The sequence below is a fragment of the Pedobacter cryoconitis genome (genome assembly GCF_014200595.1).
GTDB classification, from domain to species: Bacteria; Bacteroidota; Bacteroidia; order Sphingobacteriales; family Sphingobacteriaceae; genus Pedobacter; species Pedobacter cryoconitis_C.
The window spans coordinates 90,971-116,080 of record NZ_JACHCG010000004.1 but is presented as its reverse complement, the minus strand read 5'-3'; the positions used below and the strand labels follow the sequence as shown (position 1 = coordinate 116,080).

26 protein-coding genes are annotated in these 25,110 nt (G+C 39.2%); 7 read left to right on the top strand and 19 right to left on the bottom strand.

The window, feature by feature from the left end; genetic code table 11:
* Window positions 1–40: 40 nt before the first annotated feature.
* Window positions 41–355, top strand: a complete 315-nt coding sequence (locus HDE70_RS20220; protein ID WP_068403172.1) for a DUF3467 domain-containing protein — start codon at window positions 41–43, stop codon at window positions 353–355.
* A 49-nt stretch (window positions 356–404) separates the two neighbouring features.
* Here HDE70_RS20220 and miaA read toward each other — a convergent pair whose 3' ends face one another.
* From miaA to HDE70_RS20190, 6 genes are all read right to left on the bottom strand, one after another.
* Window positions 405–1,316 (bottom strand): tRNA (adenosine(37)-N6)-dimethylallyltransferase MiaA, encoded by a 912-nt coding sequence (miaA, locus tag HDE70_RS20215; RefSeq protein ID WP_183891694.1) that lies wholly within the window; start codon window positions 1,314–1,316, stop codon window positions 405–407.
* A 9-nt stretch (window positions 1,317–1,325) separates the two neighbouring features.
* Window positions 1,326–1,976, bottom strand: coding sequence for an IS1096 element passenger TnpR family protein (locus HDE70_RS20210; RefSeq protein WP_183865809.1), 651 nt, complete (start codon window positions 1,974–1,976; stop codon window positions 1,326–1,328).
* A 63-nt stretch (window positions 1,977–2,039) separates the two neighbouring features.
* Entirely contained in the window at window positions 2,040–3,455 is a 1,416-nt protein-coding gene (locus HDE70_RS20205; protein WP_183865808.1) for a CCA tRNA nucleotidyltransferase, read from the bottom strand.
* Window positions 3,456–3,523: 68 nt separating this feature from the next.
* Window positions 3,524–4,090 (bottom strand): L-threonylcarbamoyladenylate synthase, encoded by a 567-nt coding sequence (locus tag HDE70_RS20200; RefSeq protein ID WP_183891693.1) that lies wholly within the window; start codon window positions 4,088–4,090, stop codon window positions 3,524–3,526.
* 41 nt (window positions 4,091–4,131) lie between these two features.
* Window positions 4,132–5,250, bottom strand: a complete 1,119-nt coding sequence (locus HDE70_RS20195) for a glycosyltransferase family 4 protein (protein WP_183891692.1) — start codon at window positions 5,248–5,250, stop codon at window positions 4,132–4,134.
* Window positions 5,250–6,068, bottom strand: coding sequence for a 2,3,4,5-tetrahydropyridine-2,6-dicarboxylate N-succinyltransferase (locus tag HDE70_RS20190; RefSeq protein WP_183865805.1), 819 nt, complete (start codon window positions 6,066–6,068; stop codon window positions 5,250–5,252). Before HDE70_RS20190 ends, HDE70_RS20195 begins: the two co-directional genes overlap by 1 nt.
* Window positions 6,069–6,145: 77 nt before the next feature.
* Here HDE70_RS20190 and HDE70_RS20185 point away from each other — a divergent pair, with 77 nt between their 5' ends.
* Complete coding sequence (locus HDE70_RS20185) at window positions 6,146–6,559, top strand: RNA-binding S4 domain-containing protein (protein WP_183865804.1); 414 nt, start codon at window positions 6,146–6,148, stop codon at window positions 6,557–6,559.
* A gap of 17 nt (window positions 6,560–6,576) precedes the next feature.
* Here the strand turns inward: HDE70_RS20185 and HDE70_RS20180 are convergent, their stop codons facing one another.
* Both HDE70_RS20180 and HDE70_RS20175 read right to left on the bottom strand, forming a co-directional pair.
* Complete coding sequence (locus tag HDE70_RS20180) at window positions 6,577–7,071, bottom strand: nucleoside deaminase (protein ID WP_221302112.1); 495 nt, start codon at window positions 7,069–7,071, stop codon at window positions 6,577–6,579.
* Window positions 7,072–7,135: 64 nt separating this feature from the next.
* A complete protein-coding gene (locus HDE70_RS20175; protein WP_183891691.1) occupies window positions 7,136–7,747 on the bottom strand; it encodes an OmpH family outer membrane protein in 612 nt (203 codons plus the stop codon).
* 228 nt (window positions 7,748–7,975) lie between these two features.
* On the opposite strand from HDE70_RS20175, the gene gyrB reads away from it, so the two are divergent.
* The gene (gyrB, locus tag HDE70_RS20170; protein ID WP_183865802.1) at window positions 7,976–9,934 is read left to right on the top strand and encodes a DNA topoisomerase (ATP-hydrolyzing) subunit B; all 1,959 of its coding nucleotides are present in this window, start codon (window positions 7,976–7,978) and stop codon (window positions 9,932–9,934) included.
* 94 nt (window positions 9,935–10,028) lie between these two features.
* On the opposite strand, the gene HDE70_RS20165 is transcribed toward gyrB, so the two are convergent.
* The 6 genes from HDE70_RS20165 to mdh form a co-directional block, all read right to left on the bottom strand.
* Complete coding sequence (locus HDE70_RS20165; RefSeq protein WP_183865801.1) at window positions 10,029–10,961, bottom strand: bestrophin family protein; 933 nt, start codon at window positions 10,959–10,961, stop codon at window positions 10,029–10,031.
* A 24-nt stretch (window positions 10,962–10,985) separates the two neighbouring features.
* Window positions 10,986–11,477, bottom strand: coding sequence for a hypothetical protein (locus HDE70_RS20160; RefSeq protein ID WP_183891690.1), 492 nt, complete (start codon window positions 11,475–11,477; stop codon window positions 10,986–10,988).
* A 112-nt stretch (window positions 11,478–11,589) separates the two neighbouring features.
* Window positions 11,590–12,954, bottom strand: coding sequence for a sensor histidine kinase (locus HDE70_RS20155; protein ID WP_183891689.1), 1,365 nt, complete (start codon window positions 12,952–12,954; stop codon window positions 11,590–11,592).
* Entirely contained in the window at window positions 12,951–13,640 is a 690-nt protein-coding gene (locus tag HDE70_RS20150; RefSeq protein WP_183865798.1) for a response regulator transcription factor, read from the bottom strand. Before HDE70_RS20150 ends, HDE70_RS20155 begins: the two co-directional genes overlap by 4 nt.
* A 46-nt stretch (window positions 13,641–13,686) precedes the next feature.
* Window positions 13,687–14,124: a retropepsin-like aspartic protease gene (locus HDE70_RS20145; RefSeq protein ID WP_183891688.1), complete on the bottom strand. Its 438-nt coding sequence runs from the start codon at window positions 14,122–14,124 to the stop codon at window positions 13,687–13,689.
* Window positions 14,124–15,062 carry a malate dehydrogenase gene (mdh, locus tag HDE70_RS20140; protein ID WP_183865796.1) on the bottom strand — a complete coding sequence of 313 codons (939 nt, stop codon included), beginning with the start codon at window positions 15,060–15,062 and terminating at the stop codon, window positions 14,124–14,126. The genes HDE70_RS20145 and mdh overlap by 1 nt, the downstream gene beginning before the upstream one ends.
* 231 nt (window positions 15,063–15,293) lie before the next feature.
* On the opposite strand from mdh, the gene HDE70_RS20135 reads away from it, so the two are divergent.
* From HDE70_RS20135 to trxA, 3 genes are all read left to right on the top strand, one after another.
* The gene (locus tag HDE70_RS20135; RefSeq protein WP_183865795.1) at window positions 15,294–15,782 is read left to right on the top strand and encodes a lipocalin family protein; all 489 of its coding nucleotides are present in this window, start codon (window positions 15,294–15,296) and stop codon (window positions 15,780–15,782) included.
* 116 nt (window positions 15,783–15,898) lie between these two features.
* On the top strand, window positions 15,899–20,332 hold the full coding sequence (gene dnaE / locus HDE70_RS20130) for a DNA polymerase III subunit alpha (protein WP_183891687.1): 4,434 nt from the start codon (window positions 15,899–15,901) through the stop codon (window positions 20,330–20,332).
* Window positions 20,333–20,404: 72 nt separating this feature from the next.
* The gene (trxA, locus tag HDE70_RS20125) at window positions 20,405–20,722 is read left to right on the top strand and encodes a thioredoxin (protein ID WP_068403141.1); all 318 of its coding nucleotides are present in this window, start codon (window positions 20,405–20,407) and stop codon (window positions 20,720–20,722) included.
* 86 nt (window positions 20,723–20,808) lie between these two features.
* On the opposite strand, the gene HDE70_RS20120 is transcribed toward trxA, so the two are convergent.
* Entirely contained in the window at window positions 20,809–21,297 is a 489-nt protein-coding gene (locus tag HDE70_RS20120; RefSeq protein WP_183891686.1) for a hypothetical protein, read from the bottom strand.
* Between the two features lie 47 nt (window positions 21,298–21,344).
* Here HDE70_RS20120 and HDE70_RS20115 point away from each other — a divergent pair, with 47 nt between their 5' ends.
* Complete coding sequence (locus HDE70_RS20115; protein ID WP_260161492.1) at window positions 21,345–22,265, top strand: DUF58 domain-containing protein; 921 nt, start codon at window positions 21,345–21,347, stop codon at window positions 22,263–22,265.
* Here HDE70_RS20115 and HDE70_RS20110 read toward each other — a convergent pair whose 3' ends face one another.
* The 4 genes from HDE70_RS20110 to HDE70_RS20095 all read right to left on the bottom strand — a co-directional run bounded on the left by HDE70_RS20110 (window position 22,266) and on the right by HDE70_RS20095 (window position 25,051).
* Window positions 22,266–22,709, bottom strand: coding sequence for a hypothetical protein (locus tag HDE70_RS20110; RefSeq protein WP_183865792.1), 444 nt, complete (start codon window positions 22,707–22,709; stop codon window positions 22,266–22,268).
* 10 nt (window positions 22,710–22,719) lie between these two features.
* On the bottom strand, window positions 22,720–23,445 hold the full coding sequence (locus tag HDE70_RS20105; protein WP_183891685.1) for a hypothetical protein: 726 nt from the start codon (window positions 23,443–23,445) through the stop codon (window positions 22,720–22,722).
* An 85-nt stretch (window positions 23,446–23,530) separates the two neighbouring features.
* The gene (locus tag HDE70_RS20100; protein ID WP_183891684.1) at window positions 23,531–24,091 is read right to left on the bottom strand and encodes an RNA polymerase sigma factor; all 561 of its coding nucleotides are present in this window, start codon (window positions 24,089–24,091) and stop codon (window positions 23,531–23,533) included.
* A 3-nt stretch (window positions 24,092–24,094) separates the two neighbouring features.
* Window positions 24,095–25,051 carry a transketolase family protein gene (locus HDE70_RS20095; protein ID WP_183865789.1) on the bottom strand — a complete coding sequence of 319 codons (957 nt, stop codon included), beginning with the start codon at window positions 25,049–25,051 and terminating at the stop codon, window positions 24,095–24,097.
* Window positions 25,052–25,110 lie beyond the last annotated feature (59 nt).

Sequence of the window (25,110 nt, the reverse complement as noted above, 5' to 3'; positions counted from 1 at the left end):
TAGCTACCATGCTAAGGAATTAAAGAAGTAGTTTTGTAGTATGGAAAACGAAAACAACGATAATCAGATAAACATTGAACTTTCTGAAGAGATAGCAGAAGGTATATTTTCAAACCTTGCCATTATCACACACTCCAACACGGAGTTTGTACTGGATTTTATCAGGGTAATGCCAGGCGTACCAAAGGCAAAAGTGAAATCAAGGATCATTTTGACTCCTGAACACGCGAAGAGGTTAATGAGCGCAATGCAGGATAATATAGAGAAATTCGAGTCAATTAATGGCAGGATCAAAACTCAGGAAGAACCTTCAGGATTTCCAATGAATTTTGGCGGGCCAACGGCACAAGCCTAGTTAAATAAATAAGGAGAAAACAGTTTCTGCCGTTTTTTTCTCCTTAATCTTATTTTTTTATTGATTCTTCCAGGAAATTGATGACTTCTGCCGACTGATCAGGGGAGAACCAATGGATTTGTGTGTCCCTTCTGAACCAGGTCAGCTGACGCTTTGCAAATCGCCTGGTGTTCTGCTTGATCTTATCTACCGCAATATCATAAGTAATTGTGCCATCCAGATAATCGAAAAGTTCAGTATACCCAACAGTTTTTAGTGCATTGAGTTCTCTGTAATCTTTCAGTGATTTGACTTCTTCTAACAGACCTTCCTCCAGCATCACATCTACACGATGGTTGATGCGTTCATATAAAAGAGGTCTTTCCATATTCAAACCGATTTTTATAATATTAAAAGATCTCTCTTTTTTGCTGTTCGTTAAAAATGAGGAGACCTTTTTCCCTGTAGACAGAAAAAACTCCAGTCCGCGGATGAGACGTTGCGTATTCGCCTGGTCTACTTTTGCATAATACTCCGGATCAGCCGCTTCAAGTTGTGCTTTGATGGGTTCCAGCCCCTCTGTTTCAAATAGCTGATTCAGCTGAGATCTGATTTCCATGTCCGTATCAGGCAATTCATCAAGTCCTTTAGTGACAGCATCCAGGTATAAACCAGATCCTCCAACCATAATTGCCAGATCATGCCTGGTAAAGATTTCATCCAATAGCCCTAAAGCTTGTTTCTCGAAATCTCCCGTACTGAAGAAAGTATTGATAGAATGAGAATCAATAAAATGATGTTTAGCGGCAGCAAGCTCATCTGCATGAGGCTTTGCGGTTCCTATTGACATCTCCTTGAAAAACTGCCTGGAATCAGCAGAGATGATTTCTGTTGTAAAATGTTGGGCCAGCGTAATAGCTAAAGCTGTTTTACCTATTGCCGTTGGCCCTGCAATTACAATTAATGTTTTATTTTTTGCCATTGATATGGCTTAGTAATCTTCTTTGCTATCGTACTCATCTTCATGGTAATCTTCATCTTCAGAGAAATCATCTGAATCTGAATCGTCGTCATCAGCATCTTCACTTTTTTCTGATGTAGTGATACCACGGCCATCCATCGCTTCAATTTCTTCTGTGTCTTCAGGTACAAAGTCCATCTCGTTCAGAAAATCGAAATCATTAGAAATAGGGTTATTCGTTACGACTTCAGTTGGGATATTGTTGGCATCAAAGATCTTAGGTGCTTCACCGATACTTTTGAAAAGAACAGGATATTCAATATTAGGATCTGTCTGCAAAATAATTTTGATCAGTTCTACATGAAACTCATAAGGACGGTCAAAATTGTAGATATAATAAAATTTCTGATGTGGATCTTCAATAAAAGCACTCAGCCTGGATTTTTCCATTAAGCTTACACCGCGATCGGTTTTCTTTTGTGTTGGAAGATAGGCGATTTCATCCCCTTTGATCCAATGATCAGAACTTACATAAAATGAAGAAGATTTTTCTGCATTATAACCTGTTGTGCGGTGTAGTGCTTTATGTAAATCTTCAAAAGTTTGCGTTGATTTGATATCGATCTCTCTGATTACTTCATCGTAATCGTCAAAACTAAGTCTGAATCTATAAATTGCCATTTGTGCTGTATTTCTATATTATAAAATTATAAAATAAAATATGTTTTTCATTAGAACATATTGTTATTTAGGTTGTTCTGTAATGGGAGTTAATCCAAATTCTTTTCCCTTGCGTAACATAAATGCTAACGCTTCGTCAGGTGAATTTGTTATTTCTCCCTCCAGAATTGCTTCGCGGATTGCATTTTTAATCATGCCCACTTCTTTACCGGCAGCAAGGCCGAATACTTCCATGATGTCATTTCCCGAAACAGGAGGTTGCCAGTTTCTTATTTTATCCCGCTCTTCTACATCTTTCAGCTTTTGCTTAACCAGCTCAAAGTTATTCCGGTATTTTTTTACTTTATATTCATTTTTAGTCGTTACATCTGCATTGCAAAGTAACATCAGGCTTTCAATATCTTCACCCGCATCAAATAATACACGTCTTACCGCAGAATCCGTTACTACTTCCTGTGCCAGAACAATAGGACGCAAATGTAGCTGAACCATCTTTTGAACAAACTTCATTTTTTCGTTCAGAGGTAATTTCAGCTGTGAAAAGATCTGGGGGACCATTCTTGCTCCTTTATCTTCATGACCATGAAAAGTCCAGCCATGATTCTCCTCAAAGCGTTTAGTTGGTGGTTTCGCGATATCATGAAGAATCGCTGCCCAGCGTAACCAAAGATCCTCTGTAACTTCACAGATATTATCCAGTACCTGCAAGGTATGGTAAAAATTGTCTTTATGTCCTTTTCCTTTGATGATTTCTACTCCATATAAATTTGCCATTTGCGGAAATATGATATGAAGCAAGCCCGTATCGAACAAGTATTTGAAACCTATTGAGGGAACAGGAGAGAGGATAATTTTATTCAGTTCGTCTGTAATTCTTTCTTTGGAAACAATACTGATCCTTTCCTTTTGTTTGGCAATTGCAGCTAATGCCTGTTCATCAATACTAAAATTCAATTGAGTCGCAAAGCGGATCGCACGCATCATGCGTAAAGGATCGTCTGAAAAAGTGATTTCAGCATCCAGAGGGGTACGGATTAATTTATTATTCAAATCCTCTACACCATTAAAAGGATCGACCAATTGTCCGAAATTTTCTTTATTTAACGAGATTGCCAGCGCATTGATTGTAAAATCCCTTCTCAGCTGATCATCCTTAATTGTACCGTTTTCAACGATAGGCTTACGGGAATCAGCGCGATAAGATTCTTTTCTTGCACCAACAAATTCAAGTTCGAGCTCCCGGTACTTTAACATGGCTGTACCGAAGTTTTTAAAAACGGCAACCTTACTCTTTAACTGTTTTCCAGTAAGTTCAGCGAATTCGATCCCATTTCCCAGTACGACTACATCAATATCCTTTGATGGTCTTTGCAGAAAAATATCCCGTACGTATCCACCAATCACATAGGCTTCGATATGATTTTCATCGGCAATATCAGCCATTACCTTAAAAACAGGATGTTCTAGATTTTTTTTCACTAATTATATATTGTTTTGAGCTTATAAACTCATGAGGCTTTTAATAGCGTCTGCAAAAGTACTAAAACTTACTTTCTTATGAAGGAAAATTGACCAGATGGACTTAATTTCATGATTGTAGATGCCTTTTTATTGACTTTAAGTTCCTGTTCCCAGTCCACAACATAATCTACAGCAGCTTTAATTTCTTCGTCTATCTCATCAAAAAACTGTGGGGTAGGCTGTCCTGAAAGGTTAGCTGAGGTAGAAACGATCGGTTTTCTGAAACGTTGCACTAACTGCTGTGCAAAATCGTGTTTAACCACTCTTATACCTACACTGCCATCTGCATTGATCACATTTTTAGCTAAATTCTTTGCCCCGGAAAAAATAATGGTTAATGGATGTTCCGCAAATTCGATCAGATCGTACGCAACCTCTGGCACTTCCTCTATATAACTTTGTATTTTCGAATCATTATCCACCAGGACAATAAAACTCTTATCAGCAGAGCGGCCTTTAATCGCATTAATTTTTTCGACTGCTGCTTCATTCGTCGCATCACAACCTATACCCCATACTGTATCTGTAGGATAGAGGATAACGCCCCCATTTTTCAAGACTGTTAAAGCCTTGTCAATTTCCGTTTTTAGCATGCCGTAAATTTATTAAATAATCTTCGGTATTCAGAAGGTTCTTAATCTTTAGCGATCATGTTGCTGTAAGAATTCATCAGCTGACGGGCTAAATTAGCAGTATTGAATTGCTGTGCGTAGCGCAGGCCCTCCGCTTTCATCTGGTCAGCCAGCTTTTGATCCGTTAAAACAGCATTTACTGCCTTTGCCAGTGCAGCAGCATCATTTGGATCTATATACAAACTATGCGGGCCGCCTGCTTCTTCCAGACAAGAGCCTGTTGCCGCAACAACCGGTATACGGCCATAAAGTGCCTCGATGACCGGGATACCAAAACCTTCATAAAAAGACGGATAAACAAATACAGTAGCCAGCTGATAGATCGCAGGGAGGTCTGTGAAGGGAATATCCTTCAGAAAGATAACCCTTTCTCTAAGTCCCAGTTTTTCAATCTCCGCGATTACTTTTTGTGCATAAGACTGCTTTTTACCAACCACGACCAATTTAAACTCAGGGTCAATAGCGGGTAAAGCCTGTACTAAAGCCAGTAAGTTTTTTCTGGGTTCGATTGTTCCTACATTGAGGATATACTTTTCAGGCAGCTGATATTTTATGCGGATTGAATCTTTAAATTCCTGCCCGATAATTTGTTTAAAAGAATCATCACAGGTTTGATAGAGCACTTCTATTTTCGAAGGATCAACCTGATAATATTCAATGATATCATTTTTGGTCTGCTCACTGATGGCGATGATATGATCGGCATGTTTGCAGGCATATTTACTTTTGAAATTGTAAATCGTGCGGTCTATGAATTTATAATACTGCGGATAACGCAGAAAGATAAGATCATGAATGGTAACTACAGTCCGGATAGCCGGAGATACACCGACGGGGATTTCATTACTTAAACCATGATAAATAGCAATGTTATCTTTTTTTAGTTGCTTTTTTACGCCGAAAGTTCTCCATAAGAGCGAAGAATTTTCAGGTAACACCAGGTGAATATTCTGTCTTTCAAAAAAGGAAGAAATCTGACCGTGGCGTTTTACCTTGGGACTGTAAATAAAGTATTGGTTTTGAGGGAAAAATTCTGATAACTGTAAAACAAGTGACCTGCTGTAATTGCCTAAACCGGTAAAATTATTGGCAGCTCTTTTTCCATCAAAACCAATATTCATTACACTGCTACATTGTTTTCTCTTAATGCATCATTAAGTGAAGTCTTTTTATCTGTAGATTCTTTACGTTTTCCAATGATCAGTGCACAAGGAACCTGGTAATCACCAGCAGGGAATTTTTTTGTATAACTTCCTGGAATCACTACTGATCTTGCAGGCACGATACCTTTATATTCAACAGGCGTACTTCCTGTAACATCAATAATTTTAGTAGAAGCAGTCAATACAACGTTTGCGCCTAAAACAGCCTCACGTTCTACACGTACACCTTCCACAACGATAGCCCTTGAACCGATAAAGCAGTTGTCTTCGATAATAACCGGAGCAGCCTGAATTGGCTCTAAAACACCACCGATACCAACACCACCACTTAAGTGTACATGCTTTCCGATTTGTGCACAAGAGCCTACTGTAGCCCAGGTATCAACCATTGTACCTTCATCAATATAAGCACCGATGTTCACATAAGAAGGCATTAAAATTACTCCTTTAGATAAAAATGCGCCATAACGTGCACTTGCACCAGGAACAACTCTCACTCCTAATTCTTTATAATTGGTTTTCAATTTCATTTTATCATGAAATACGAAAGGGCCAACTTCAATTTCTTTCATTTCTCTGATAGGGAAATAAAGGATAACAGCTTTCTTTACCCATTCATTGATTCCCCATGAATTTAGAATTGGTTCAGCAACGCGGATTTCTCCCTTATCCAGTTGCATCACAACAGTCTCGATCGCTTCACAATATTCAGTATATTCTAATAAAGTCCTGTCTTCCCAAGCAGCCTCTATTAACTTTTTCAACTCTTTAATCATTATCAATTTTATTTTTTCACAAAATAAATCAATTTTATGTATTGAGCGATCTTTTACTTATGTATTTTTGATTTTTTATGGCAGAGCAGGAAAAATTACGGATAGATAAATACTTGTGGGCAATAAGATTGTTTAAAACAAGAACTTTAGCAACTGAGGCGTGTAAAGCTGGCCGCGTTAAATTTAACGGTCAGAATGTGAAAGCTTCTGTAGTGGTCAAACCCGGTGACGTTTACCAGGTTTCCAAAGGAATCGAAAAAAAGATCATCGAGGTAGTCGAACTGTTGTATACCAGGGTCGAATCCAAGATCGCAGTGACGAAATATAAAGACATTACCCCGCTCGAAGAAACGCAGGGATATAAAAGTATGTTCCATTCACCAGTTCTAATCCGCGACAGGGGGGCAGGAAGGCCTACCAAGAGAGACAGAAGAGAGATTGATGATTTAAAAGGCAATCTTTTTGACGAAGATGAAGACAAAAAAGATTAGCCGGGGTTTTCCCCTGGCTAATATTCAATTTTTATAGCAGACTGTTCCCAGAGTTTAAAAGCCTGCTGAGCTTCTTCCCTTAACAGCTGGTTCACAGGGATGGTACGTTTCTCCATCGGTTTATCCAGTTCTTCGTAAATAAACTGATCATCAAAACCAATATGAGCAGCATCAGCCTTTGTATTTGCATAATAGATAATATTGATCCTTGACCAGTAGATGGCACTCAGACACATCGGACAAGGTTCACAACTGGTATAGATCACACAACCATTCAGGTCAAAAGTTTTTAATTTTTTGCAGGCCAGTCTGATCGCAGATACTTCTGCATGTGCAGTAGGGTCATTTGTTGTAGTCACCCTGTTTCCACTTTTGGCTACAATTTTTCCATCTTTAACTACTACAGCGCCAAAAGGGCCTCCCAGGCTTTCTGATACATTCTGCTCTGATAGTGCAATAGCCAGGCGCATAAACTTTTTATGGGCACGCTCTTCTTTTGTTTCTTTTTCCATCTTAAAATTATATGCAAAAAAAATGCCCCAATTAAGGAGCACCTTTTTTAACGCTTAGCGTTAATTATTTTTTGTCAGCCTTGTAACCTTCGTTAAGACCAGTGATCACTTCACTTGTCACATCTAAAGAAGCATCAGCGAATAAAATAGCACTGTTACCTTTCTGGTAAGTCAACACCATTTTATAACCTTTACCTTTAGCATAGATTTTCAGGTAATCAGCAATTTTGTTGTATAATTTTTCTTGCTCAGCACCTTGCTCATTTTGTAAAGCAGCGCCGGCATTTTGCTGATAAGCTTGTAATTCCTGTTGTTTACGTGCTAATCTTTGTTCAGTAGTAGCTCTCTGATCAGCAGGCAATGTATTTTGAGTTTGCTGATATTGAGCAACTTCACGTTGAAAAGCCTGTTGTTTTGCAGCAAGATCAGTCTGAGCAGCTTTAGATTTAGCATCTAATTTGGTCTTAAGATCTTTGAAGTACTGGTACTTAGTTAATAACGAATCCGAATTTACATAAACGATAGGCTCGTTAGCTTTAACTGTTGTTGCAGCAACGTCAGTTTTAACCGCAGTATCAGTCGCAGCTTTGTTGTCTTTACTCTGGCAGGAAGCCAATACTGAAACTAATGCTACAGCGGTAGCCAGTGTGCTTAGTTTGAAGGATGTTCTGTTCATTTATGCGTTTATTATAATGTTGTTTTTAATTCTTTTCCAGTTTCAGTGTCCATTTACGGTTTAAACTGACGGAGTAAATTTTAGCAAATATAAAATTTCCAATTTAGTATCCTAAATAACTTGTTTTTTTTGGGTCATTAATGGAGTTTTTTGGTCAAATAGTTATCCACATTTGCCTTTAATTGGCCATAATTGGTTATTTTTGAATCTTATTTTTTATTAACATTTATGAGCGAAGAAAAAGATTCAAAGTCAAATTATTCGGCAGATAATATACAGGTATTAGAAGGTTTAGAAGCGGTGCGTAAGCGCCCTTCAATGTATATAGGTGATACGGGTGTTAAAGGATTGCACCATTTGGTTTATGAAGTAGTAGATAACTCTATTGATGAGGCTCTGGCTGGACATGCCAATACGATTACGGTAAATATTCTTAAAGATAATTCTATCAGAGTTGAGGATAACGGTCGTGGTATTCCAACAGGGATCATGCAAAAAGAACAAAAATCGGCGCTTGAGGTTGTAATGACTGTACTGCATGCCGGTGGTAAGTTCGATAAAGACACTTATAAAGTTTCCGGTGGATTGCACGGTGTAGGGGTAAGTTGCGTAAACGCATTATCTATACACCTGAAAGCAGAAGTACACCGTGAAGGAAAAGTCTGGGTACAGGAATACCGTGAAGGTAAACCACAGTATGATGTTAAGACTGTTGGTGAAACTGAAAAAAGAGGTACGGTAATTACTTTTACTCCGGATGACAAGATCTTTACCCAGACTACAGAATATCGTTATGATACACTGGCTTCGCGTTTAAGAGAGTTATCTTTCTTAAATAAAGGGATCAGCTTAACACTGACAGATGAGCGTGAAGTTGATGAGCAGGGAAATTTCCTGACTGAACTTTTCCTTTCTGAAGGTGGTTTAAAAGAATTTGTTCAGTTTCTGGACGGAGGACGTCCTTCACTGATTGCTGAGCCTATTTATGTAGAGGGGATCAAAAATGGTATTCCGGTAGAGCTTGCTTTGCAGTACAATGACAGTTATGCTGAAAATGTACACTCTTATGTAAATAATATCAATACACATGAAGGCGGTACACATATTGCCGGTTTCAGAAGAGGTTTAACCCGTACTTTAAAAGCTTATGCTGACAAGTCAGGGTTACTTAAAAACGTTAAATTCGAGATTACCGGTGATGACTTTCGTGAAGGTCTGACTGCTGTAATTTCGGTAAAAGTACAAGAGCCGCAATTTGAAGGGCAGACCAAAACCAAATTAGGTAACACTGAGGTTATGGGTGCTGTGGATATTGCTGTTGGTGAAGCATTGGGTATCTACCTGGAAGAATATCCAAGAGAAGCCAAAATGATCGTTAACAAGGTTATTCTTGCAGCTACAGCACGTGCGGCAGCACGTAAAGCACGTGAGATGGTTCAGCGTAAGAGTGTAATGGGCGGATCTGGTTTACCAGGTAAATTAGCCGATTGCTCGGACAGTGATCCTGAAAAATGTGAATTGTACCTTGTCGAGGGAGATTCCGCGGGTGGAACTGCAAAACAGGGCCGTGACCGTAACTTCCAGGCTATTCTTCCATTGAAAGGTAAAATCCTTAACGTGGAAAAAGCAATGGAGCATAAAATCTACGAAAACGACGAGATCAAGAATATGTTTACTGCACTGGGTGTAAGTATAGGTACTCCTGAAGATGACAAAGCATTAAACCTGACTAAGCTTCGTTACCATAAGATTGTAATCATGACGGATGCGGATATTGACGGATCACACATTACTACACTGATCCTGACCTTCTTCTTCAGATACATGAAAGCATTGATCGAAGCCGGTTATGTTTATATCGCAGCGCCACCACTTTACCTTGTTAAAAAAGGAAAAGATCAGGAATATTGCTGGAATGATATCCAGCGTGATGCAGCAGTACAGCGCTTAAAAGGACAAGGTAAAGAAGAAAGTGTTCATATCCAGCGTTACAAAGGTTTGGGTGAGATGAACGCAGAACAACTTTGGGATACTACATTAAACCCGGCTAACCGTACCTTAATGCAGGCAACCATTGAAAATGCTGCCGAGTGTGACCATACTTTCTCAATGTTAATGGGAGACGAAGTAGCACCACGAAGAGAATTCATCGAAAGAAATGCTAAATACGCGAAGATTGACGCTTAGGCTTTCAATCTGAACACAAAAAGGGGATCCTACTGCGGTGCAGCGGGATCCCCTTTTTTATGGAAATAAGAATCTGTTATAAGATAAGTTTCTACTATAAGATATAGTAGGTTTTTGAATTATGAACAGGCTCCATAGCCTTCATTTTATCTTCATGGTAATGTGCATCATTCAACATTTGAGATAAATCTCTTTCTATTGTTCTGGAGATAGTTGTTGTTGGCGTATCTGTAGGCTTGTTTTCAAAAGGGTCCTGCAAATGAATAGCCATCTTCTCAATTAATAAGAAAGCCGCTGCAATTGCGATAACTACCGGCACTTCAATGTAACCAAAGAACTCAATCAGTCCGAAAGGAAGCATGATAATAAATAAGTAGATCGTCATATTGATATACTTACTATAGGTCACCGGGAATACCGTGTTTTTTATCCGCTCAGAGCCACCCATACGATCACATAAATTTGATAAAGTCCTGTCAATCTCTATCTGCTGATAAGTATTAATCCAGCCTTCTTTAACAGCGATTTTGATATCCCTTGCATGCAGTTCCAAAATAGACATCGGTATATTTTTATATCTGCTTACAAAGTCCAGCTCATCAGGTTTCATAAACTTGTCCAATCCAAGTATCGGGTTCGTATTTCTAAGCGATTGACTTAGGCCATAAGACCATGCAATTTGTCTTTTCACAAACCGTTCCTTAAACAATTGTATTTCTGCCGAATAATATGGATCATCAATAAAGTACAGTACCTGTCTTGTTAATGATCTTGAATCATTGACAATTCCGCCCCAGAGAATCCGTGCTTCCCACCAGCGGTCATAAGCCTGGTTAGACCGGAACGCCAGTAAAAGTGAGATGACTGTACCCAAAAGAGCAGGTACGGCAATGGGTATAGAGATCCTGGTAAAATGAAAGTTTTCATAAAGTACTACGATACCAACGGCATAAAAGGTTACCAGAATCAGATCTTTATATATTTTCCCGAAGATGTAGGTTAGCGGGACATTTTTCTTTAATAACATATAATGTGTTTTAAAAGGTCATAACTAGACAAGCTGAGCAACTTCATGCTCCAGCGCAATTGCTTTCTTTCTTTTTACAGGTGCTTCATCTTCCTGAATAACCTTAAGTATCGGGATACCCGATTTATTTAAGAATACATCAGGATTGATGCTATACTTTGATATCTGACGGAAGCTGTAGGTTTCAGGACAATAGATGAAATCTACCTCATGTGCTTCGGCAAAATTTCTGAAAGCAGCCATTGTACTTCCGTAAAAATATTCTACACCTATAGTGTCTATCTGAGCCTGATGCGTTTTTTTGAAATCATAACACGCGCTATGGAAAGATTCGGGAATTTGCCCATACTCAGTACTTCTTCGGGAAAGCATTAATAAATCAGAGATAGAATCTGTCAGTTTATAAGCATGAAAGAATAAAATCCTGATCGGCTCATCTTTGAAATTTTTCAGTATGTTCTCTGAGAGATAAACTGAATTTTCGTTGAAATCTGTAGGAATTAAGACTGTTTTCATATTGTATCTTTTGATTAGTTAATGATACAATAGTACAGCCCGGACATTACAGCCGTATAAGAGTGAGATTAGAACGGGATTAGAATTGCAGGAATAGTTATAAGCGCATTGATTAGCGCGAACGGGGAAGTAAAATGCTCATTTCAGTCCCGGATTCCTGGACAGTTTTAATAGCAATACTTCCCTTATGCAAACGGATAATATTTAATGATAAAGGCAGGCCGACACCATATCCGTTATAATCAGTCGTATTGGAAGCACGGAAAAAAGGTTCAAACACATGTTGTAGTTCATCCTCAGGAATACCAATCCCCTGATCCTTCACACTGATCACGATATTGGTACGCGTAACCGATAAACCAACTTCAACCACTCTGTTATCAGAATACTTACAAGCGTTGTTTACAATATTGGTTACGGCCAGCTTAATCAGGTTCAGGTTCCCATTTAAATTAATGCTCTCCGGATTTTCCGGAAGCTTAGAGAAATCCACCTGAATTTTATTTTCCGGATTGATCAGATCAATAGAAGCTTTGACATCCCAGATCAGTTCATCCAGCCGGATTTCTTCCCAACGCTGTTTCTCCCCATCAAAACCGGACTGTGCTAAACTTAATAAACTTGTCAATATATTTTCCAACCTTTCGGACTCTGCCTGTATCGTTGCTAAAGATTTCTGAAGCCCGGGATCCCGGTGACCATCCCTGGCAATTGTTAATTCAGCTTCTCCGCTGATGATCGTTAATGGTGTTCTTAACTCATGAGAAGCATTGCTGATAAAGTTATTCTGTGTTTCGAAAGCGGTTTCCAGCCTGTCCAGCATATCATTAAAAGTCTGTGAAATCTCTGCGATTTCATCATTTCCTTTAATAGGTGGCAGGCGCTGGTGTAAATTCTCTGCACTGATCCCTTTCGCCTTTTTAATTAACTCTCTGATCGGTTTAAAAGTGAAGTCAGAGAATTTTCTCCCTACAAAGTACGATAAGGCGACTGAAAGGAAGAATCCTGCAAACAGGATTTTCTGTAAATCTTTAAGCTCTCTGTACCCATAAGGATCTTTCGCAGAAATAATAACGATATAGCCATTCAGTCCATTTTTGAAGTACTTACCCGCATAAAATACATTTTCATTGCGGTAACGGGCCATCATACCCGATTCAATATTCTTATAGAAGCTGGCAGGAAGACGTACCTTTTTTTCAAAAGCCATTTTGCCGGCTTTATCTGCAACAAATACCTGTTCCTCTTCCTGAGGAAGCCGTTCCAGGTACTTTTGGCGTACCTCTCTATATTCAAAAGTATTTGTTCCCGCCGAAGCCTTGATCTGACTCGCAATGTTTACCCGCGCTTCCAATCTCTTGTAGAAATCTTCAAAAGCAAACTCATTCGCAAAATACCACACAAATCCACTCAATAAAGAGATGATAATTGCAGATAAAATAGCAAACAAGAAAGTGATGCGGGTATTTAAATTCATGACAATGATTTTTCTTTTAACAGGTAGCCTAATCCGACAACCGTATGCAGCAGCGTAGTGCTAAAGCCCTTGTCTATTTTCTTTCTCAGGTAATTGACATAAACATCAACTACGTTTGTACCCATATTAAAATCAATATCCCAGACATTCTCCAAAATATCTATTCTGGACAAAGTTTTATTCTTGTTTCTTGCAAAAAACTGAAGCAGGCGGTATTCAGTTGCCGTTAATGTGATTTCCTGATTAGCCCTGGTCACTGTTTTACCGGAAATATTGACCTGTAAATCGCCAATGGTAATGATCTCATCTGCCTGCTGAAGACCGCCGGCATGCCGCCTTAATAACATGCGGATTCTCGCACTCAGCTCAGCAATTTTAAAAGGTTTCACCAGGTAATCATCAGCGCCATTGTCAAGCCCTGTAACGATATTCTCTGTACTGCTTAATGCAGTCAGCATAATAATAGGGATTTGCGGATGATTCTTTTTGATCTGCTTACACAGGTCAAGACCATTGATTCCCGGAAGCATAATATCCAGTATAATCAATGCAAAGGAATGTGCTGAAACCATTTCCAGCGCAATAAATCCATCAGGTGCCACACTCAGCTCAAAGCCTTCACTGCTTAACCCTCTTTTCAAAACTGACACCACATTAGGCTCGTCTTCAACAATAAGGAGTTTCATAAGCAGATATTTTTATCAGGGCAAATTTAAGCAGATTGATTGTAAATTAGCCTGGTTTAGCAGAAAATAGAATTTTCAGCTTTTTGTAATTGATCTTAGCGTGATATTTAAGGAAGATATCACTGCCAATAATCGCTATAATCCGGGGGTGCCCCATTAATTCATAAGCATCATTTACAGTTTCCAGATCCAGCGCTACCGCAGCATAAGATTTAATAATCAGTTTACCGATTTTTAATTTCGGGATCACTGCCTGTATCGTACTTGAAGTCGTAAACAGTGTAGTCGCATTGGTTTCTTCTTCCCCCTGGCCGGTCACAGCATCACTATACTGTTCAATAAAGGTCTTATTGAATACTGATCTTGAAGCCCCGGTATCTACCACGGCCCAATGTTTTTCACCAAAAACAACGATTTCCACCAGGAGGTGGAAACCGTCATCATTTAAGTTTATTAAAGTAAGAGGGACTGTAACAGTACGCATTAAATAAGCTTCATTTCTTTAAGCACATTATTCATTGCTCTCACCGCATCAGCACTTTTATTGAAAGCTGTTTTTTCTTCCTCATTCAGGTTATAATCTATAATCTTTTCCCAGCCATTACGGCCAACAATTACAGGTACACCCAAACAAATATCATTTTGTCCATATTCTCCATCAAGGGCAACACAGCAAGTAAACAGTTTCTTTTCATCACGAACGATACTCTCTACCAGTGCAGCACCGGCAGCACCAGGTGCATACCATGCCGAAGTTCCCAATAAGCCAGTTAATGTCGCTCCGCCTACCATGGTATCAGCAGCAACCTTAGCCAGTACTTCAGCAGATAAAATATCCTTTACCGGTAAACTCTGGTAAGTCGCATAACGTGTTAACGGGATCATTGTCGTATCACCATGTCCACCAATTACAAACCCTTGCAGATCATTTGAATTGCAGTTTAACGCTACACTCAGGTAATATTTAAACCTTGCACTATCTAAAGTACCACCCATACCGATGATCCTGTTTTTAGGCAGTCCCAAAGATTTAAGCGCTAAGTAAGTCATGGTATCCATTGGATTACTGATCACGATGATGATTGCATCCGGAGAGAACTTTAATATATTTTCTGCAACACCTTTAACAATACCCGCATTGATGCCAATCAGCTCTTCGCGGGTCATTCCCGGTTTACGCGGCAAACCAGAAGTAATTACAGCAACAGCAGAACCTGCGGTCTGGCTATAATCATTTGTTACCCCGGTAATTTTCGTGTTAAAACCTAACAATGCAGCAGTCTGCATCATATCTATCGCTTTGCCTTCAGCAAAACCTTCTTTGATATCTAATAAAACTAATTCTTCAGCTAACTCTTTTCTAGCAATATTATCTGCGCAAGTCGCACCAACTGCTCCTGCACCAACAACTGTTATCTTCATGGATTCAATTTTTAAATTGTAATAAAATCTTCATTAGATCTTCCTGCCCAAGTTATAAAATTTAAGGCATTATCAGAAAATCTTTAAATATCCTTTTTAAAACTTTATCAGACCTTCTTGGTTTTATGAGAAAGAATTTACATTTGCTTAACGTCTGTTTAGATTTGTAAATTGATTTTGATAAATAAATCTGAACAGATATTCTTACCATATTAAAAATAAGGGAACGCTATGTTAGAGAATAAACCTGTTGAAAAAGTTGATATAATGTCTTACGCAGGTAAATGGTATTCACTATGCTCAATACCCACCTTTATGGACAAAAACTGGCATGAAACTACGGAGACGTATGTGATACATCCTGATGGTTATTATGCTGTTTTTACTACTTATAAATTACCCCCGGACGAAAGCACCAAATATGTCCGCTCGAAGCTGATTGTGGTCCGCGGAACCAGTAATGCACAACTTAAAGCACAATTTGTATGGCCATTAAAAGTTGATTACTGGATTATTGAACTTGCCGAAGATTACTCCTATGTTGTTGTCGGGCACCCTAAACATAAACACCTTTCCATCCTTTCCCGCAGGCCGGAAATGGCCGATGAACTGCTGAGTGAAATTATAGAGCGATGTGAGCAAAAAGGTTACAATACCTCAAAGCTTGTCTCACAGGAACATAAGCCGGCAGCCCCTAAGAGTCAGGCACAATCTTCTTAAAGCGAACAACAATTTTATCAGGTAAATTTCAGCCGCTTCTTAAAAAAACGTAATTTTGTACCTCGCTTTGTTCGAGGGATAGTACCCAGAGAACAGGGATTCATAATTACCCTTCTATGTATTTAATTTTTGATACCGAAACTACAGGTCTGCCTGCCAATTACAATGCACCCGTATCCGATACTAACAATTGGCCAAGGTGTATTCAGATTGCCTGGCAGTTGCACGATGCGTTAGGAAACCTGGTTGAACATCAGGACTTTCTGGTCAGGCCCGATGGATTTAATATTCCATATGATGCCGAACGTATCCACGGTATCTCTACAGAATTGGCCGCAGAACAAGGTATTGATATCCGTGAAGCCTTAGAGAAATTCAACATTGCCCTATCCAAAGCTAAATTTGTAGTTGGACAGAATATTGGCTTTGACGTCAATATCATGGGTTCTGAATTTTACCGGATGGGTATCGAAAGCCCTATGGCTCAAATGCCCGTTCTGGATACCTGTACAGAAGTTACCGCCAACTTATTAAAGATTCCTGGTGGTAGAGGAGGCAGGTTCAAACTGCCAACACTGACCGAATTACACAGTTACTTATTTGGTGTCCCATTTGCAGAAGCGCACAACGCAACGGCAGATGTGGAAGCGACTACGCGCTGTTTCCTTCAGTTAGTAAAAATGGAAGTTTTTACGCCCGAACAGCTTCAGGCTGATCAGGAGTATATCCGTTCCTTTATTGCCAGTCAGCCGGCAGTAATACCAAGTGCAGGCATCCAGCACATTAACCTTAAAGCTGCTTCTGATGAAATCAGAAAAAGACAGGCTAAAGCTGAAGGCCCTGGTCTGTCAAAACAAGACCTGAAAGACAACCAGCAAGAACTTAAAGATGCAACATTTGTCCACCTGCATAACCATACGCAGTTTTCAGTTTTGCAGTCTACCATTAATATCCCAGGTCTGATTGCAGCGGCAGCGGCCGATAAAATGCCAGCTGTAGCGATGACTGACCACGCCAATATGATGGGTGCCTTTCACTTTGTGAACCAGGTGCTGAATCATAACAAAGGTGTGGAAGCCAGAAATAATGCAGCCATAGAAAAAGGAGAAGAGCCCGCAGAAGTGCCGATTACGCCGATTGTAGGCTGTGAATTCTTTGTCTGTGAAAATCACCTTGATAAATCCCGTAAAGATAACGGCTACCAGATGGTACTGCTGGCTAAGAATAAAACAGGTTATCATAACCTGGCCAAGATGTCTTCTATCGCTTATACCAAAGGATTTTACTATATCCCGAGGATCGATAGGAATGTTATCGAACAATATAAAGAAGATATCATTGTCCTTTCAGGGAACTTATATGGTGAAATAGCCAGTAAGATCCTGAATATGGGTGAAAACCAGGCTGAGGAAGCACTGGTCTGGTGGAAATCATTATTCGGTGCAGACTTCTACATGGAGATTATGCGCCATAATCAGGATGATGAAACCGTAGTAAATAAAACGCTGATCTCCTTAGCTCAGAAGCACGATATTAAGCTGATTGCGACAAATAATACCTATTATATCAATAAAAAGGACGCCAACGCACATGATATTTTACTGTGTGTAAAGGATGCGGAGAAACAGGCTACACCAATAGGCAGAGGCCGTGGATACCGTTACGGCTTACCAAACCAGGAATATTATTTCAAATCTTCAGAGGAGATGAAAAAACTGTTTGCGGATCTTCCGGAAGCAATTTTAAATATTCAGGAGATAGTAGACAAAATATCAATCTATAAGCTCGCCAGGGAAGTACTCTTGCCTAAATTTGATATTCCTGAACAGTTTATAGTGCAGGAAGACGAAGATGATGCAGGGAAAAGAGGAGAGAACAAATATTTACGTCACCTTACTTATGTAGGGGCAGAGAAAAGATACGGAGAACTTACTCCCGAAATTATAGAACGTCTGGACTTTGAGCTTCAGACCATCGAGAAAACAGGTTATCCCGGTTACTTCCTGATTGTGCAGGATTTTATCAGGGAAGCCAGAAATCTGGATGTATCTGTAGGTCCCGGCCGTGGTTCTGCTGCTGGATCTGTAGTGGCTTACTGCTTGTGGATTACCAATATCGACCCCATCAAATACGATCTCCTTTTTGAGCGTTTCCTGAATCCTGACCGTGTATCCATGCCCGATATCGATATCGATTTTGATGACGAGGGAAGGGGCCGCGTTATGGACTACGTGATCAAAAAATATGGTTCAAACCAGGTAGCGCAGATTATCACCTATGGTACAATGGCGGCTAAGTCATCTATTAAAGATACAGCCCGCGTATTAGACCTGCCACTCTTTGAAGCCGATAAAATAGCCAAACTTATTCCTAACTTAAAACTGGCCAAGATCTTTAACCTGGATGAAAAAGCACTCAGAGGTGCTTTACGTGCAGATGAATATGAAAAAGTTGTAGAACTAAAAGATCTTGCCGAATCAAAAAGTTTAAGTGCAGAAACTATACAGCAGGCCAGGATCCTGGAAGGCTCTTTACGGAATACAGGTATTCATGCCTGCGGGGTAATTATTACGCCGGATGATATTACAAACTACGTACCCGTGGCCATGGCCAAAGATTCCGATCTGTACGTAACCCAGTTTGATAACTCTGTGGTAGAAAGCGCCGGGTTGTTGAAAATGGACTTTTTGGGCTTAAAAACACTGACCCTGATTAAAGATACCGTTAAACTGGTCCGTTTAAGAACCGGTATTCAGCTTGACCCTGATGAATTCCCTATAGACGACGTTAGGACTTATGAGTTGTTCCAGCGTGGAGAAACCATTGGTATCTTCCAGTATGAGTCTACCGGTATGCAGAAGTACATGAAAGAATTAAAACCTACCGTATTCGGAGATTTAATTGCCATGAACGCATTGTACCGTCCGGGGCCACTGGAGTATATTCCAAGTTTCGTCCGCAGGAAAAACGGTGAAGAAGAAATTAAGTATGACTTAGATGCCTGCGAAGAGTACCTGAAAGAAACCTATGGTATCACAGTATATCAGGAGCAAGTGATGCTTTTATCACAAAAGCTTGCTGGTTTTACCAAAGGCGAGGCCGACGTATTGCGTAAAGCGATGGGTAAAAAACAGAAAGACGTACTGGATAAAATGAAACCTAAATTTGTTGCCCAGGCAGCAGAAAAAGGACATGCCCCGGCTACCTTAGAGAAGATATGGAAAGATTGGGAAGCATTCGCTTCTTACGCCTTCAATAAATCTCACTCTACCTGTTACGCGTGGATTGCTTACCAGACTGCTTATTTAAAAGCACATTACCCGGCAGAATATATGGCTGCGGTACTGACGAATAATATGAGTGATATTAAACAGGTGGCCTTTTTCATGGAAGAATGTAAACAAATGGGCGTAAGAGTACTTGGCCCGGATGTGAATGAATCTATTTTGAAGTTCTCCGTAAATCCTCAGGGAGAAGTACGTTTTGGACTTTCCGGAATTAAAGGAGTAGGGGAGAAAGCTGTAGAAAGTATCATCGAAGAACGGACTAATGGTGGATTTTACAACAGTATTTATGACTTTGCCAGACGCTCCAATACCCGGACGGTAAATAAGAAAGCCTATGAGAGTTTCGTTTATAGCGGTGCTTTTGATAGTTTCGGTTTTCACCGGGCACAATTCTTCTTTGTAGGGATTAATGATAAGCTGAACGGTATTGAAAAGCTGATCAAATATTCCAATGATTTCCAGAACAGTGAATCTTCTGCACAATCCTCGCTTTTTGGTGGTACAGTTGCTGATATGATCAATGAGCCTACTTTACCAGTAGCTGCGGAATGGACTTTAATAGACAGATTGAAATACGAGAAAGATGCGATCGGGATTTTCCTGAGCGGACATCCACTCGATAATTATAAATTAGAGCTGAAAGAATTCTGTCAGCACAACGTCCGTCACCTTGCTGTAGTTAATAAGATACGGATGGGGGATACAAATGAAGACGTATTGGCAGAGTTTGAACAAATAAAAAACAGGGAATTAGTAGTCGGAGGGCTGGTTGTAATTTCTGCACAACGGATGACTAAAACCGGAAAACCTTTTGGGACTATTGTTTTTGAAGATTACAATGACAGTTGTGAACTGGCTTTATTTGGAGAAGACTTTGTGAAATTCAAGCAGTTTATGACTGATGGTTATTTCCTGCAAATCCGTGGCCGCGTGGGAGAACGCTTCCGTAAAGAAGGAGATTGGGAGTTTAAAATCACTTCTATTGCCCTTTTATCGGATCTGAGAGATAAACTGGCCAAATGTATCACCATACAGATCCCAATCCAGGGAATTAATGATCAGATTATTACTCAGATCCTGGCGATGATTGAAGAAAACAAAGAGAATACAGAACAACAAAACTGTCAATTGAATTTTGTTGTGTACGACCGGGAACAAAATGTTTCGCTTGATCTTCCTTCTAAGTCGTTGAAAATCAATCCTGATAACGCATTTCTGGAACAGCTGAAAGAGCTGAATGTGGTGAGTTATAAGTTGAACTAATGTCATTTTGGCACTAGAAAATATGGTGGCATTACAATTGATTATATCTTTGTATAAATAAAAATAAGAAATATGGCTATAGAAATCACAGACGCTAACTTCGAGGAAGTTGTGTTGAAATCAGATAAACCCGTTTTAGTAGACTTTTGGGCAGAATGGTGTGGTCCATGTCGCATGGTAGGTCCGGTAGTAGATGAAATCTCAAAAGAATATGAAGGAAAAGCAGTAGTGGGTAAGGTAAACGTGGATAACAACCCACAGATTTCTACTCAGTTCGGTATCCGTAACATCCCTGCGTTGTTATTCTTCAAAAATGGTGAAGTAGTTGATAAACAAGTTGGTGCAGTTCCAAAATCAGTATTAGCTGGTAAATTGGATAAGCAATTGTAGTCAACCCGATATATATAAAAAAAGCATCCGTATTACGGGTGCTTTTTTTATGCCTTTATATTTTAAAATTCTTCCGGATTAGGCTTTTACTCTTGCGGAAAGTCTTCTTCTTCACTTTCTTCGATGAAAATTTCTTCTGCTTTTAACAGCCCGTCGCCCCAATAACAAAAAACGGCAATAACAGTTAATACGCCAATCTGGATATAAGAAATTTCAACAGGATGAGCTCTGCTCAAATCAAACAACCCTGCTTTTGCTGCAATGCAAAGTACAACAGCCAGGGTAAACAGCCATTTGAAATTTCCCGTACTGCTTGATAAACGGCTAAGATGTGCCTGATTCAAGGTGATTGCTCTTAATACATTAATTAAAAGCACCAGAAAAAGGATACATAATAAAATATACTTTAATAAGCCCAGCATCGGAATAGGCTTCAGTTCCACGATACCTCCTAAAAAGTAACCCGATGAGACTAATCCGCAGCTAAATAACAAAGAATAGAAAATGACGATGCCTCTTAACAATAAGCGATGAAGTGGCGATTTAGTTTTAACCGGATTTGGGGATATATTCATTATCATTAGTGAATGGCAAGTTAGACTTCTTTTGTTAAATTTACAAAATGGGCATGCATACAGACCAGTCAGAATATCAATTTAACAGCAACCTGGAATTACTCGCTAAACAGGTTGTAGAAGGATTTATTACAGGATTGCACAAAAGCCCTTTTCATGGTTTTTCCGTAGAATTCGCTGAACACAGAGCCTATAATAATGGTGATAACGTCAGGAATATTGATTGGAAGTTATTTGCCAGAACTGATAAGCTCTATACCAAAAGATATGAAGAAGAGACTAATCTGCGCTGTCAGTTTGTAATTGATACCTCTTCCTCTATGTACTTTCCGCAAGGAGATTATAATAAACTAACCTTTTCTGTACAGGCAGTTGCCGCCCTGATTGAACTGCTCAAAAAGCAAAGAGATGCCTTTGGATTAAGCCTGTTTACAGATCAGCTGATGCTGAATACACCCGCAAGATCGACAACTATGCACCAGAAGTATTTATTTACTCATCTGGAAGAGGTGCTGAGAGCGCCTAAGCTCAACGTAGGGACAGGATTAAGTACGTCACTGCATCAGATAGCAGAATCAGTTCACAAACGCTCTATGGTTGTTATTTTTACTGATCTTTTAACTGCAAACCAAACGCATAATAATCAGGAAGATTTATTTTCAGCCCTGCAACACTTAAAATTTAATAAACATGAAGTTATCATTTTCAATGTAAGCGATAAAGCTAAAGAAGTAGACTTTAATTTTGAGAACAGACCTTATCAATTCGTAGATCTGGAGACAGGGGAATTATTGAAGGCAAATGCAGCTACAGTTAAAGAAGCTTATTTGAAATCTTATGGAGATTATCGCCAGATGCTGACGTTAAAATGTGCGCAATATAAAATAGATCTGATTGACGCAGATATAGCAGCAGGCTTTTCAAACATATTAACAGCCTATCTGATCAAAAGACAAAAAATGAATTAATTACTTTTTACCTTCTCTGTATCTGCTTAGCAACTCTCTTTTAAAAGTTTGTTCTGCACGGTAATATTTGCCTACAGTTTTAATCGGCAGACTGCTTTTCAGTTTATTATAATATTTGCGGTCAATATTTAAATCCTTCTGTTTGAAATTGAGCTCATTATTGATCAGGCTTTCTACTTCCGTATCTGAAAGGTTTTCAATTTCTGTACTCTTTCTGAAACTGATCATATTTTTTCTGCGTTCCTGACGCAGCTCAGATTGCTCACTCTGCATTGAATTGTAAATTGGCCAGAATATCTTCGCCTCTTCCGGGGTCAATTCTAATTTTTCTTTGAGATAAGTATTTTTATAAGCTTCTATTTCCTTACTTTTTCCTTCACCTCTTTGTGCAGAAGCCAGAAAGGGGAGATATAATAAAAAAGCGATGGCAAGTATGTGTTTCATGGTATCTTAATTATAATGCTGAGGACAGATCACTTTGAGAATAATTGTTTAGAATATAAGTTTCCAGATCCGCATTGGCGGTGTTGTCATTTGATACATCTACATTATTTCCTTCTATATGATCAATAATATCCTGTTCATTCATATCATATATTACCTGTTCACTAGCCAGGTCAGAACTTCTGCTTTCCGTATTGAAATTTTGCTGATTCAAATAAAGCCCAAATGCAGTAACCAGGATAAAACAAGCAGCTGAAGCATATTTAACCAGGTCATTATGCCACAAACGAATTAATTTAGGTTCAGGTCTGGCAGGAATATTATTGACAATCGTTTTAGCGGAAGGGCCGGCCTCAGCTACCCGTACAGGCTGATCCTGCTCAATGGCTTTAGCTGAAAAATCTGATGCTACAGTTTTCGCGAGAATATTAGCCTGTAATTTCTGGAAATATAAATCAGGCGTATGGAAACCATCAGCTTTCGGGAGTGCTTGTAAACCGTTACCTGTTGCTTCGGCAAAAATAGTGTCTTGTAAAATGTTAAAATATTGATCAGGTACGATAAATCCGGACATAGGAATAGTCTCCTTAAGCTTATCGGCGTAAATTGCGCCATGAATCAGCTCAGGTAAGGTATCCAAATACTCCTGTGGAACGCTGAATGGATTTTCTTTTTCAAGAGAAGCCAGATAAGGGGCTTCTTGTTTCCATTCATTGTTTTCTATATCGTGTTTCATTGTAAATAATTTAGCTATTGCAGGATGATAACATCAGGTCTTCCTGAATTTACCTGCTATATGGATGCTTAAAATCACAAAAGGTTTAAAAGGTAATGTCTTCATTTAGCATAAAAACTTCTATTTTCTTTACTGCAATATGGAAGGAAGCTTTTAACGCACCTACAGACGTTCCCAGAATTTCAGAAATTTCTTCATACTTGAGTTCATCGTAATATTTCATATTAAAAATCAGCCGTTGTTTCTCTGGAAGTGTTAACAATGCCTGCTGCAACTTCATCTGGATTTTGTCTCCATTGAAATAAGAAGAGGCTACTAAACTTTCAGAAAGTTCAGCAGAAACATCATCCAGAGGAATATTGTTACGCTGTTTTTTCTTATTTAAAAAGGTAATGCAATCATTTGTTGCGATCCTGTAAATCCAGGTATATAATTTAGAGTCGCTTCTGAATTTGGACAGATTCTTCCAGACCTTGATAAAAACTTCCTGGACAAGATCATCTGCATCGTCATGATCGATGACAAGGCGGCGGATATGCCAGTAAGTTTTCTCCTGATATTTTGAGATAAGCAGGTTAAAGGCTTCATTACGAGTATGCTCTACAGAGAACTTCGCCAGTATTTCATCATCTTCAACCTGCTTCATCTATTATTTTTTTCTTTTTATAACCTTTTGAGCTGCTTCAACAATATTAATTGTATCCAGTCCGTATTTAGTCATTAACTGATCAGGAGTTCCGCTTTCGCCAAAGCTATCATTTACAGCCACAAATTCTTGTGGAGAAGGAAGTTCAGTTGATAATAAACGCGCAACACTTTCACCTAACCCACCAAATTTATTGTGCTCTTCACAAGTCACTACACAACCAGTTTTCTTAAGCGACTTTAAGATAGCCTCTTCATCTAACGGTTTAATCGTGTGAATGTTTATAATCTCTGCATCAATACCTAAAGCAGCTAATTGTTCACCAGCTTCAATTGCTTTCCAAACCATGTGTCCGGTTGCAACAATAGTTACATCAGTACCTTCGTTGACCATCCAGGCTTTACCAATTTCAAATTTTTGATCGGGATCAGTAAATACAGGGATACTTGGTCTGCCGAAACGCAGATAAACAGGGCCTTCGTACTCAGCGATAGCTAAAGTAGCAGCTTTAGTTTGATTGTAATCACAAGGATTGATCACGACCATTCCAGGTAACATTTTCATCAAACCTATATCTTCAAGAATCTGGTGAGTTGCACCATCTTCACCTAAAGTTAAACCAGCATGAGAAGCACAGATTTTAACGTTTTTGTTTGAATAAGCAACAGACTGTCTGATCTGGTCATAAACCCTGCCTGTAGAGAAGTTTGCGAAAGTACCGGTGAAAGGAATTTTTCCTCCAATAGTCATACCTGCTGCAATTCCGATCATATTTGCTTCAGCAATTCCGATCTGGATAAATCTTTCCGGAAATTCATCCGCGAAAGCATCCATTTTCAAAGAACCTTTCAGATCCGCACAAAGTGCAACCACATTTGGGTTTTTCTGACCAGCTTCATGTAAACCGGCACCAAAACCAGAACGGGTATCTTTCTTTTCTGAATATGTATATTTTTTCATTATGATAATATCTTTTTTATCGCCCCTCTATCTTGAACAAGAGGTGCGCAGTTTAAATG

Bases quoted from the DNA above. Each gene is read 5' to 3' on its own strand.
- HDE70_RS20150 (WP_183865798.1), bottom strand. From the start codon at position 13,640: ATGAAACTCCTTATTGTTGAAGACGAGCCTAATGTGGTGTCAGTTTTG.
- mdh (WP_183865796.1), bottom strand. From the start codon at position 15,062: ATGAAGATAACAGTTGTTGGTGCAGGAGCAGTTGGTGCGACTTGCGCA.
- HDE70_RS20195 (WP_183891692.1), bottom strand. From the start codon at position 5,250: ATGAATATTGGTTTTGATGGAAAAAGAGCTGCCAATAATTTTACCGGT.
- miaA (WP_183891694.1), bottom strand. From the start codon at position 1,316: ATGGCAAAAAATAAAACATTAATTGTAATTGCAGGGCCAACGGCAATA.
- gyrB (WP_183865802.1), top strand. From the start codon at position 7,976: ATGAGCGAAGAAAAAGATTCAAAGTCAAATTATTCGGCAGATAATATA.
- HDE70_RS20155 (WP_183891689.1), bottom strand. From the start codon at position 12,954: ATGAATTTAAATACCCGCATCACTTTCTTGTTTGCTATTTTATCTGCA.
- HDE70_RS20100 (WP_183891684.1), bottom strand. From the start codon at position 24,091: ATGAAGCAGGTTGAAGATGATGAAATACTGGCGAAGTTCTCTGTAGAG.
- HDE70_RS20200 (WP_183891693.1), bottom strand. From the start codon at position 4,090: ATGCTAAAAACGGAAATTGACAAGGCTTTAACAGTCTTGAAAAATGGG.
- HDE70_RS20180 (WP_221302112.1), bottom strand. From the start codon at position 7,071: ATGGAAAAAGAAACAAAAGAAGAGCGTGCCCATAAAAAGTTTATGCGC.
- HDE70_RS20110 (WP_183865792.1), bottom strand. From the start codon at position 22,709: ATGAAACACATACTTGCCATCGCTTTTTTATTATATCTCCCCTTTCTG.
- HDE70_RS20095 (WP_183865789.1), bottom strand. From the start codon at position 25,051: ATGAAAAAATATACATATTCAGAAAAGAAAGATACCCGTTCTGGTTTT.
- HDE70_RS20190 (WP_183865805.1), bottom strand. From the start codon at position 6,068: ATGATTAAAGAGTTGAAAAAGTTAATAGAGGCTGCTTGGGAAGACAGG.
- HDE70_RS20135 (WP_183865795.1), top strand. From the start codon at position 15,294: ATGTTAGAGAATAAACCTGTTGAAAAAGTTGATATAATGTCTTACGCA.
- HDE70_RS20175 (WP_183891691.1), bottom strand. From the start codon at position 7,747: ATGAACAGAACATCCTTCAAACTAAGCACACTGGCTACCGCTGTAGCA.
- HDE70_RS20115 (WP_260161492.1), top strand. From the start codon at position 21,345: ATGGGCATGCATACAGACCAGTCAGAATATCAATTTAACAGCAACCTG.
- HDE70_RS20145 (WP_183891688.1), bottom strand. From the start codon at position 14,124: ATGCGTACTGTTACAGTCCCTCTTACTTTAATAAACTTAAATGATGAC.
- HDE70_RS20105 (WP_183891685.1), bottom strand. From the start codon at position 23,445: ATGAAACACGATATAGAAAACAATGAATGGAAACAAGAAGCCCCTTAT.
- HDE70_RS20185 (WP_183865804.1), top strand. From the start codon at position 6,146: ATGGCAGAGCAGGAAAAATTACGGATAGATAAATACTTGTGGGCAATA.
- trxA (WP_068403141.1), top strand. From the start codon at position 20,405: ATGGCTATAGAAATCACAGACGCTAACTTCGAGGAAGTTGTGTTGAAA.
- HDE70_RS20220 (WP_068403172.1), top strand. From the start codon at position 41: ATGGAAAACGAAAACAACGATAATCAGATAAACATTGAACTTTCTGAA.
- HDE70_RS20210 (WP_183865809.1), bottom strand. From the start codon at position 1,976: ATGGCAATTTATAGATTCAGACTTAGTTTTGACGATTACGATGAAGTA.
- dnaE (WP_183891687.1), top strand. From the start codon at position 15,899: ATGTATTTAATTTTTGATACCGAAACTACAGGTCTGCCTGCCAATTAC.
- HDE70_RS20160 (WP_183891690.1), bottom strand. From the start codon at position 11,477: ATGAAAACAGTCTTAATTCCTACAGATTTCAACGAAAATTCAGTTTAT.
- HDE70_RS20165 (WP_183865801.1), bottom strand. From the start codon at position 10,961: ATGTTATTAAAGAAAAATGTCCCGCTAACCTACATCTTCGGGAAAATA.
- HDE70_RS20120 (WP_183891686.1), bottom strand. From the start codon at position 21,297: ATGAATATATCCCCAAATCCGGTTAAAACTAAATCGCCACTTCATCGC.